Consider the following 9,499-nt stretch of genomic DNA (forward strand, 5'->3'; position numbering starts at 1 on the left):
CAGCCCTGATGTTCGGTGATCAGCCGGTCCTGGCGGTCGTATTCGAAGGCCAGCGGGTGGTCCTGGCCGTCATCGACTGCGATCAGTCGGCCGAGGCGGTCGTAGTCATAACGAACTTTCACCCCGTCGGGCAGGGTCTTGACCTGCAACCTTCCCGCCGCGTCGCGCTGGTACTGGGTGACCAGCGCCAAACCGTGCTCACCGAACTCGGTCTTTTCCAGCAACTGACCGTTTAGGTTGTAGGCGTAAGCGGTGCGTCGCCCGTCGAAGCCGCTTTCCTCGCGGATCAGCCCGGTGGGCGTGTAATCCAGGTGGTACTTTTCGCCCGATTCGTTTTCGATCTCGGTGAGCAGCAACTGCGCATGGTCGTAGCGGTACTGCACGCGAGTGCCGTCGGGGTTGATCCGCCGGGAAACCAGGTGCAGGTCGTCGTCATATTCGTAGCGGGTGATGCGCCCCAGTTCATCGCGTTCGGCGGTGACCTGACCGTAGGCGCCGTAGCTGTAGGCGCGACTGGCGCCCGTAGGAGAAGTCGTCAGGATCAGGCGGCCGGCGGCGTCCCACTGCTGACGGCTGATGACGCCAAACTCGTCCTGCGTGGTGGTCCTTCGCCCCAGCGCATCGTAGGAAAAGCGCCGCACGCCACCGTCAGGCAGGGTTTCCTCGATAAGCTGGCCGAGTTCGTTCCACACCCAGCGATGCCGGCTGCTGTCCGGGTAACGCAGCGACAGCAACTGGCCACGCAGGTTGTAGTAGTAATGGGTGACCTGACCGTCGGGGTCGACCGCTTCGGTGACCGCGCCCTCGGCATTGCGCCGATAGATCCACACCGCCTCGCCACGGCAACGCTTGTAGAGAAAACCGTTGCGGTACTCGTAGGACGTTGGCGCATCGTCCGGCGGAATCAGCGCGATCAGCCGTCCGACCTCGTCGTAGCGGTATTCGGTGATCGCGCCCAGAGCATCCTGCTCGGCGATCAACCGGCCCTGATCGTCATAGGCCTTGAGCTGTTCACCACCATCGGCCGCGACCTGCCGCACCAGCCGAGCGCGCTCGTCATGGACGTAGACCTCTTCGGTGCCGTCGACGTAATGAACGGTCACGCTGGCGTCGTCATCGTTCCAGACGTAACGGGTGTTCATCTGCGAGAACGAGGCCCAGTGCCGCACGCAGCGTGCTGCTTTACCTTCGCGCTCCCACTCCCAGAAAAAACTCGCGCCGCCAGTCAGTTGCCGCTGCAGGATGACGTGGTGGTCGTCGTAGTCGTAACGTTCGCTGTCGCCGACCGCGTTGGTTGCGGCCAGCAGGCGTTGCCGGGGATCAAAGCGGTAGCTGACCAGCGTCTGCTCGGTCGTCCATTCGCCGTTCTGAAAAATCTGGTAATCGACACCGAGCAATTGCGCCCGGTCATAGCGCAACAACAGCGAACGCCCGGCGCCGTTGTCCAGGCGCTGAATCCGGTCGGCGCGATCACGCTGCACGGTCAGCCGATTGCCGAACACATCGCTGATCGCTGTCAGCCGGCCCGCGCGAAAGTGATAGAACCGCGGACTGTCGCCGGCCAGGGCGAGGATCAGCTCTTCCGGTTCATCGCCCAGAAAGATCGCCGCCCGCGACAAGCTGTTGTGAATCGCCGGGCGCGCAGCGTTGGGTAGCGGAAACCGCGTGCGGCGGTTTTCGTGGTCGATCCAGACCACGCCGTCGCCGTCGAAAGCCAGGCGATGGGCCAGCGAATGGCTCCAGCCGAAACCGAGGCCGATGTCGATCTCCACCGCGCTGGAGCGGTACAAACGGGTGAACTCGAACGGCAGCACGCCATCCAGTACCGCGTCGGTGAGGGTCAGCAGTTCTTCGCCAGTGACCATCGATACGGGGCAGCCGTTGGTGCAGGTCAGCGAGGAGCAATCGGCGGCATCGCCGTTGGGGTTTTTCGCTTGCTCGGGAGAGTCGTCGTGAGGTTCGTCTTTCTTCAGCGTGGTGTTGCGCTTGGCATCCCAGCGCAATTGCATGCGGCCTTTTTTCACCCCGGCGGCGATGCCCCGCGCGGCAACGGCTTTGTAGCGGTCGACGTATTCAATGAAAGTGCTGACGATGCCGAACAGCGCCTTGACCAGACGCTTGGCCAAATTGAACAGCTGCGCTGCGCGATCAGCCAGACGCAGCGTCAGATAAGCAATCCCCGCCCCCGCCCCGACAAACGTCAGAACTACGCTGATCAACACATCGATGATCAATTGCACGATCATCATCGACGCCACTTCAGCGGACTTGCCGGCAATCTCGCTGGGCGGCAGCATGTCCAGCCACAGGCTCGCCGACCTTAGCAGCAAGCACATCGCCGCCTCGTCACTGACCAGCAACTGCAGCTTTTCCATGAGATCCGGCGCGGTCTGCGCAAGCTTGATCAGGTCAGCCGCGCCGCTGCCCAGGCGCTCGGCGAACTTGCCGGGGTCCTGGAGAATTTCCGACAGCAAACCGAGGCTGTCCCATACCCCTTCGATTGCTGCCCAGCTTCCCGCAAGCATGCCGTTGCTCGCCGCTGTCGCCACCGACTGCGACCACTGCGGCTTGAAACCCTGCCACTCGCTACGCAGCCAGCCGTCCAGTTCGCCGGTCAAGCCGTCGTAGGACTTGAACAGCTCCGCGACCTGATTGGAGGTGACAGCGCTTTGCACCAGAACGCGGTAGAACTTGCCCCCGTCGCCTCTGAACTGGCCCTTGCCCTGCTGATCAAGGGTGACTTGGGTAGTCTCGCCGCCATCAATCGCCACCACATCGACGACGATGTTGCCCAGCGGAATGTCGTAGACCGATTCGAATTTGCTCTCGATCTCCATCAGCCCGCCCTGCGGGCACTGGACGACGCTGGAGGAAAATTCGCCGTCGCTGCTGCTGACCGCCGTGCTGCGATCGCCGAAACGGATGATCCGCTCCATGCCCATCAGCGACGGCAGGTCCGCCGCGTCGCTGATCTGATCCGCCGCCCGACTGAACCAGTGATCAAGCTGTTTGCGGTAGAGGCTGAGGGTGTCGGGAAAGCTGTCGAGTTCCTGCTCGATGCGAGCGATGACTTCCATCAACACACGCAGGCGGACAAGGTGAGCTGAAAAACGGGCTGGAGCATGAGCGGTCCCTCGCGCAAAAATTAGTCGCGGGAACTGTGCTGGGGATCAAACAGGAAAGAAGTCAGGCGAGTAGGCAAAGGATGTAGGACTAGTCTGCAATCGAGCGACCAGCAGAAACAGCCAGGCAAAAACGCAAACGCGGCGTGAGGAAAACCTCACGCCGCGTTTATCGGCAAAGACATACTTGGATTTACTGCGTTGAATCTCCAGCCTTCAGCTGCTGTAGCTTCATCTCAGCCAAGGGATGTCCGGCCTTGGCGGCCATGCTCCACCAGCGCGCCGCTTCAGCAGGGTCCGGCGTTTGGCTCGGCGTGCCGGCGAGGCTGATTACACCGACTTGATAGGCCGCTTTGCCATCCCCGGCCAACGCCGCCAGACGCAGCAAACGTACGCCTTCTTCACGCGCGCCCAGGCCAACGCCGCGAAAAGTCAGGATGTGCCCATAAAAGCTTTGCGCGCTGACATCACCGAGATTGGCCATGCGCGCAAACTGGCCCTCGAGCCAGCGCCAGCCGCGCGGCTGGCGGACAAACCACGACCAATGAAACAGCCTGCGGGCCAGCCAGTAACCGACCCGCGCCTTGAGGCGTAAAAACACTCAGGCCTCCGCCGATTCCGGGTACTCGTATTCGAAAACCCGGACCACTTCCGACGCATGCCAGGACGCCGCGGCGACGCCATCAGACGGCCCGGAGAATCGCCCCAGACGCTCGACACATTCAAAAAAACCGGTACGCGGCAAGCGACTGGCACCCTGACTGATGACCAGCGAGCTGCGCAACGGCTGCTCGGCTTTGGCGTCCAGCGCGGCCAGATGCTCGAGCGCGGCCGTCAGGGTTTGCATCGCCGGTGTCGGCAGTTGCAAACGTTCCAGCAGCGCTCGATACGTCAGTAGATGGCGCTGGCGGCGCGCCTGATCCAGCTCCCCCAACAATCCGTCCCAATGTTGACGACTGATGCGTACGCTCACGATTCGTCCCTCCAACCTGGCACCGTCAATTCCCAGGCCAGGCTGCGGCGAATCGCAGCGTCGGGTAGACGCTCACCACTTTCGATCATGGCCAGATAAGACGGGCTGATGCCTACCGTGCGGGCCAGCGCCTCGATGGCGATGCCCTTCCCTTCGCGCAAACTGCGTAGTTGATCCAGACCTGGAAGAATCGGGTCTGGTGAAGTCGCGAGTGGCGCTGGAGCCGGTCGCGACGGTGTTTCGTTGATCCCTGCTGCTTTCAGTAGAGCCTGATATTGAGCCCACGGCAGAACCGCGTATTCGGGTTCGCCATCGCGTGCAATTATCTGAATATCCATGACTACCCCGTAGGACAACAACACTTAGCGAGTCGGCACTTTTCCCTAGAAGTGTAATCCTAACAGCGGCCAAGGTCGCGGGGGGTATCTATCTGTAGGCAGTATTCGTCAGTCAGGGCTTTTTCGGCCCCTGCAACTGCAATTGCTCAGGAGAATCGGGCAGGCGTTCTACCACTGCCAGTTTTTCCGGATTTTGCCGGTTGCGCCAGAGGCGGAAGGCGTTGAGTTCGTTATCGAGGGTTTTCATCAGCCAGGCAAGGACGGCGATGTCGTCGAGCATGCCGAACATTGGAATGAAGTCCGGGATCGCATCGACCGGGCTGAGAAAGTACATCAGGCCCGCCACGACAGAGATCAGCGATTTGGTACTGATCGCGCGGTATTCGCCGCGCCAGTAAGCCAGGCACAGCGCCTGCAGCAAGCGCAGATCATCCTTGAGCTTGCCCAGACGGTTACCTTGCGCAGCACCTTTACTGGCCACGGCAAACAAAAGCGTTGGCAGACGTCCACGGGCCAGCAGGCGACCAGCCAAGGGCAGGAATCGAGCGAAATTCCACGGAGCTTTCATCTATTCTTCCCGTTGAAATGTTATCCACACAAATTGTGGATAACCTTGTGAACAGAGCTGCATTTCAGCGCTGAGAGCCCCGTTTCATAAGGGCTGCGCTTAGATCGGGCGTTTTTTACTCACATAAAAAACCCCAATATTTCATTGACTTGGCGGCTCAGGGCGTCTAGCGCGGGCAGCCTCAAAGCTATGACTGTGTTGATCAGCGTCAGTTCGGTCTGTTTACCCTTGCCGACGGCCAGATGCAACAACGCCCCGCATAAGCGAGGCGTTGTTTTAAAGCCGTTGCGAGTTACTTGGCAGCGGCGTCTTCTTTGGCTGGATCCTTGATGGCCAGCAGTTCCAGGTCGAAAACCAGAACCGAGTTAGCCGGGATCGCCGGGCTTGGCGACTGAGCGCCGTAAGCCAGATCGCTAGGGATGTACAGTTTGTACTTCTCGCCAACGTGCATCAGTTGCAGACCTTCAACCCAACCCGGGATCACACCGCTGACCGGCAGATCGATCGGGCTGCCACGCTCGACGGAGCTGTCGAATACGGTGCCGTTGGTCAGCTTGCCGGTGTAGTGAACGGTCACTACGTCGGTCGGCTTGGGCTGTGCGCCGTCGGCCTTCTTGACCACTTCGTATTGCAGGCCGGAAGCGGTGGTAGTGATGCTAGGCTTCTTGCCGTTTTCTTCGAGGAATTTCTTGCCGGCGGCTGCCGACTCTTCGCTCATCTTGGCCATGCGCTCTTCAGCACGCTTTTGCAGCGCGGCGAAGGCTTCGACCAGTTCTTCATCTTTCAGCTTCTGTTCTTTCTTGCCGACGGCATCTTCGATGCCCTGGGCTACCGCTTTGGAGTCCAGATCATCCATGCCTTCCTGAGCAAGGCTTTTGCCCATGTTCAGGCCGATGCCGTAGGAAGCTTTTTGCGCCGGGGTTTTCAGCTCTACGCTGGTCTGCGAATCACAACCCGCGAGGACCAGGCTAACCAGGGCTACCGCCGCCGCCAACCGATGCTGTTTCATGCTATTTCCTTGTTCATGCGCCGAATGGGCAATCGAGTAAAGCCGCGAGCTTATCAGGCCGCCACGACCAATGGCTACCGGCATGAGAGCAGGAAACTTCCGATAAGTTCAGGGATTAAAACGCATTGGCCGCGCAGCATGATGAAGCTTCTGTCATCCGGGCCCGGCAATGGCCGCACGATCTTCGGAGAATGTTTAACGTAATGGCCACTTGCCCAGAAGGGCCTGCTCAGGCATAACAACGCAACAATTTGACAAGGATGTTTATCTTGCGCCTCTTATTCCGTGTGCTGACCCTGATCGTGGTGCTGCTGGGACTCGTCCTTGCGGTAGTCTTGTACTACGTCGCCAACCCGAAACTGCCCTTCTACTCCCCTGTCGAACAGGTGCATTACCTGGATCAGTGGAGCGAGCAAGAACGGCAGACCTACTATTTCACGCCCCAGGGCACACAGGTCAAGGGCCTGCGTTACGAATGGTTTCAGGCACTGGAGTTGCCATTCTCCGAGCAGCGTTTTGCCGCTCCCGAGTACCTCGCCCGCTTCGGTTTTCTGGTCGACCCACAACAAAAAGCCACGCCGAATAATCCTGGCAACCTGCCCGTTGGCTTTGCGCGCCATCAAAATCCCGGCAGTTCCGAGCACTATCTGGACATCACTTGTGCGACCTGCCACACCGGTGAATTGCGTTTTAAAGGCCAGGCTGTGCGAATTGATGGCGGCACGGCGCAGCATGTGCTGCCTTCCAGTGTTCCGACGCTACGTGGTGGCAGTTTCGGACAAGCTCTGGTCGCAAGTCTGACAGCGACTTACTACACCCCCTGGAAATTCGAACGCTTCGCCCGCCACGTCCTCGGCGCTGAATACGACGCGCGCCATGAGCAACTGCGTCGGGACTTCAAAACCTCGCTGGATACTTTTCTCAAAGTCGCATGGAACGATACCCATCGCGGCCTCTATCCCACCGAAGAGGGTCCCGGCCGCACAGATGCGTTCGGCCGAATCGCCAACGCCACGTTCGGTGATGCCATTTCTCCGGCCAACTATCGCGTGGCCAACGCCCCGGTGGATTACCCGCAGCTATGGGACATGTGGACGTTCGACTGGGTGCAGTGGAACGGCTCCGCGCAGCAGCCCATGGCCCGTAACATCGGCGAAGCACTGGGCGTCGGCGCAACCCTGAATTTCTTCGATGCCGACGGCCAGCCACTGCGCGGCGATGAGCGGTATGCCTCCAGCGTGCGGGTGCGCGATCTGCACAAGATCGAAGAAACCCTGCAGCAATTAAAGCCGCCCTCCTGGCCTCAAGAGCTGTTCGGCGCCATCGACAAACCGCTGGCGGCGAAAGGCCGCGCACTGTTTGCCGAAAACTGCGCCGCTTGTCACGTACCGCCGCAGACGCAGGAAGGCGAACGCAGAGTGCTGCAACTGCCGATGCTGCCCGTAGCCGCCATCGGCACCGACCCGAACGCGGCCAATAACATTGCCAGCCATCGCTTTGACCTGACCGCCCTGCAATGGGACTTGAAAGAGCTTGAGGGCATGGATGTGAAACTTCATCCGACGCCCAAGGAACCGCTGGACCTGAGCCAGTTGTCGGTCGCCAAGGGGCTGGCTTATGTCACCGCCTTCGTGGAAAACCGCGCCTATCGCGAGGCAGGTGTGACGCCTGCGGAAAAACCTCGCCTGGACGGTTTCGGTCTGCCAATCGGCGTGCGTGAAAAAGTCGCCTACAAGGCGCGACCGCTGGCCGGCGTCTGGGCCACTGCACCGTTTCTGCACAACGGTTCGGTGCCGAGCCTCTATCAGTTGCTCTCGCCTCAGGATGAACGCGCAAGCACGTTCTATAAAGGCACCTTCGAATACGATCCACGTCACTTGGGCTATCGCACCGAAGCCTTCGCCAATGGCTTTTTGTTCGACACGCGGATTACCGGCAACCACAACAGCGGCCACGAATTTCGTGCCGGCGAGCGCGGCAACGGTGTCATCGGCAGACTGTTGCAACCCGAGGAGCGCTGGGCGCTGCTCGAATACCTGAAAGTGCTGGGCGGACCACTGGAGGCGCAGTTGCCATGACCATGCCGACCTTCAAAACACAACTGCCGCTAATGGCCCGCCTCTGGTTAGGGCTGGGACGCTTGCTCGGCAGGGTCGTGTTGATCGTGCTGGTCATCGGCCTGCTTGGCTGGGGCAGCGCCACGGCCTGGTGGACCTGGCAACATCGCGGTCCGGTGTCGGCGCAGGAGCAGGTTCCGGCCGGTGAAGCGGCGATGACTCAGGACGTGATTCAGACCGCCGTGCGAATTGTCGACCAACACCGCGAAGGCACGCGCTATCTGCGTGACGCACACGCCAAGGCGCATGGCTGCGTGAAGGCGCAAGTGCAGGTATTGCCGGAGCTGGCGCAGCCGCTGCGTCAGGGTGTATTCAGCGAACCTGGCAAGACCTGGCAGGCGCTGATTCGTCTGTCCAACGGCAATGCCTATCCGCAATTCGACAGCCTGCGCGACGCCCGTGGCATGGCGATCAAGCTGCTGGACGTACCGGGCAGGCAATTGCTCGACAACCGCCAGCAACAGCACGAGCAAGACTTCGTGATGTTCAGCCATCCGAACTTCTTTGTCAGCGATGTCGCCGAGTACCGTCAGAACGTGGCGGCGCAGGCGGATGGCAAAAAAGTCATGGCGTTCTTTCCGGGATGGGACCCACGCACCTGGCAGGTCCGTCATTTGTTCATTGCCCTGGCCACCCTGTCACCGCCGCCTGACAGCCCGACCGCGACCACGTACTTTTCGGTATCGCCCTACAAATTCGGTGAGGCCAATGCCAAATTCCGCGTGATGCCGGATCCCGGCAGTTGCCCCGCTTACACGCTGCCCCGGCAGAATCACGACTTGCCGAACTTCTTGCGCGGCGCGCTGAAGCAACAACTGTCGGCGGATCGGGTGCCGGCGTGTTTCGTCTTGCAGATTCAGCGCCAGGATGCGCACCAGTACATGCCGATTGAAGACACCAGCATTGAATGGCGCGAAGCGGATTCGCCGTTCGAGACAGTGGCGCGGATTACCCTGCCAGCGCAGGACTTCGATACGCCGGCGCTGAATCTGACGTGCGACAACCTGTCGTTCAATCCGTGGTTCGGGATCGAGGCGCATCGGCCGATTGGCGGGATCAATCGCCTGCGTAAGGCAGTGTATGAGGCGGTCAGCGATTACCGGCACAGCCAAAATGGCGCTTCACAGCCCCTGTAGGAGCTGTCGAGTGCAACGAGGCTGCGATCTTTCGAATATTTCAAACAAGATCAAAAGATCGCAGCGTTCCGCAGCTCCTACATGATTTCCATAAACCCCGGACAGCAAAAAGCCCGCACAAGTCGGGCTTTCTGTGGTGATCTGGCGTTCAGTTCCAGATACCGAATATGGCGCAGCGGACGGGACTCGAACCCGCGACCCCCGGCGTGACAGGCCGGTATTCTAACCGACTGAAC

At 60.3% G+C, this 9,499-nt stretch carries 9 protein-coding genes and 1 pseudogene; 2 read left to right on the top strand and 8 right to left on the bottom strand.

Annotation, left to right across the window (positions count from 1 at the left end):
• The 8 genes and pseudogenes from HU765_RS26955 to HU765_RS26375 all read right to left on the bottom strand — a co-directional run.
• Positions 1 to 461, bottom strand: a 461-nt coding sequence (locus tag HU765_RS26955) for a hypothetical protein (protein ID WP_346727554.1), incomplete at its 3' end; no start/stop codon positions are given.
• 1 nt (position 462) lies between these two features.
• The gene (locus HU765_RS27120; RefSeq protein ID WP_346727555.1) at positions 463 to 564 is read right to left on the bottom strand and encodes a hypothetical protein; all 102 of its coding nucleotides are present in this window, start codon (positions 562 to 564) and stop codon (positions 463 to 465) included.
• A gap of 68 nt (positions 565 to 632) precedes the next feature.
• Positions 633 to 3,077, bottom strand: a pseudogene (locus tag HU765_RS27125) (DUF6531 domain-containing protein); the annotation flags it as partial.
• Positions 3,078 to 3,315: 238 nt separating this feature from the next.
• Entirely contained in the window at positions 3,316 to 3,723 is a 408-nt protein-coding gene (locus HU765_RS26355) for an SEL1-like repeat protein (protein ID WP_186624018.1), read from the bottom strand.
• Complete coding sequence (locus HU765_RS26360) at positions 3,724 to 4,095, bottom strand: hypothetical protein (protein ID WP_003223109.1); 372 nt, start codon at positions 4,093 to 4,095, stop codon at positions 3,724 to 3,726.
• Entirely contained in the window at positions 4,092 to 4,433 is a 342-nt protein-coding gene (locus tag HU765_RS26365) for a helix-turn-helix transcriptional regulator (protein WP_186624019.1), read from the bottom strand. The genes HU765_RS26360 and HU765_RS26365 overlap by 4 nt, the downstream gene beginning before the upstream one ends.
• A 112-nt stretch (positions 4,434 to 4,545) precedes the next feature.
• Entirely contained in the window at positions 4,546 to 5,001 is a 456-nt protein-coding gene (locus HU765_RS26370; RefSeq protein WP_186550999.1) for a YkvA family protein, read from the bottom strand.
• Between the two features lie 292 nt (positions 5,002 to 5,293).
• A complete protein-coding gene (locus HU765_RS26375; protein WP_186624020.1) occupies positions 5,294 to 6,010 on the bottom strand; it encodes an FKBP-type peptidyl-prolyl cis-trans isomerase in 717 nt (238 codons plus the stop codon).
• Positions 6,011 to 6,279: 269 nt separating this feature from the next.
• On the opposite strand from HU765_RS26375, the gene HU765_RS26380 reads away from it, so the two are divergent.
• A complete protein-coding gene (locus HU765_RS26380; protein WP_186624022.1) occupies positions 6,280 to 8,088 on the top strand; it encodes a di-heme-cytochrome C peroxidase in 1,809 nt (602 codons plus the stop codon).
• Positions 8,085 to 9,263: a catalase family protein gene (locus HU765_RS26385; protein ID WP_186624024.1), complete on the top strand. Its 1,179-nt coding sequence runs from the start codon at positions 8,085 to 8,087 to the stop codon at positions 9,261 to 9,263. Before HU765_RS26380 ends, HU765_RS26385 begins: the two co-directional genes overlap by 4 nt.
• Positions 9,264 to 9,499 lie beyond the last annotated feature (236 nt).

It is taken from the genome of Pseudomonas sp. SWRI81, from assembly GCF_014268545.1.
Classification (GTDB): domain Bacteria; phylum Pseudomonadota; class Gammaproteobacteria; order Pseudomonadales; family Pseudomonadaceae; genus Aquipseudomonas; species Aquipseudomonas hamedanensis.

Bases quoted from the DNA above. Each gene is read 5' to 3' on its own strand.
- HU765_RS26365 (WP_186624019.1), bottom strand. From the start codon at position 4,433: ATGGATATTCAGATAATTGCACGCGATGGCGAACCCGAATACGCGGTT.
- HU765_RS26370 (WP_186550999.1), bottom strand. From the start codon at position 5,001: ATGAAAGCTCCGTGGAATTTCGCTCGATTCCTGCCCTTGGCTGGTCGC.
- HU765_RS26375 (WP_186624020.1), bottom strand. From the start codon at position 6,010: ATGAAACAGCATCGGTTGGCGGCGGCGGTAGCCCTGGTTAGCCTGGTC.
- HU765_RS26385 (WP_186624024.1), top strand. From the start codon at position 8,085: ATGACCATGCCGACCTTCAAAACACAACTGCCGCTAATGGCCCGCCTC.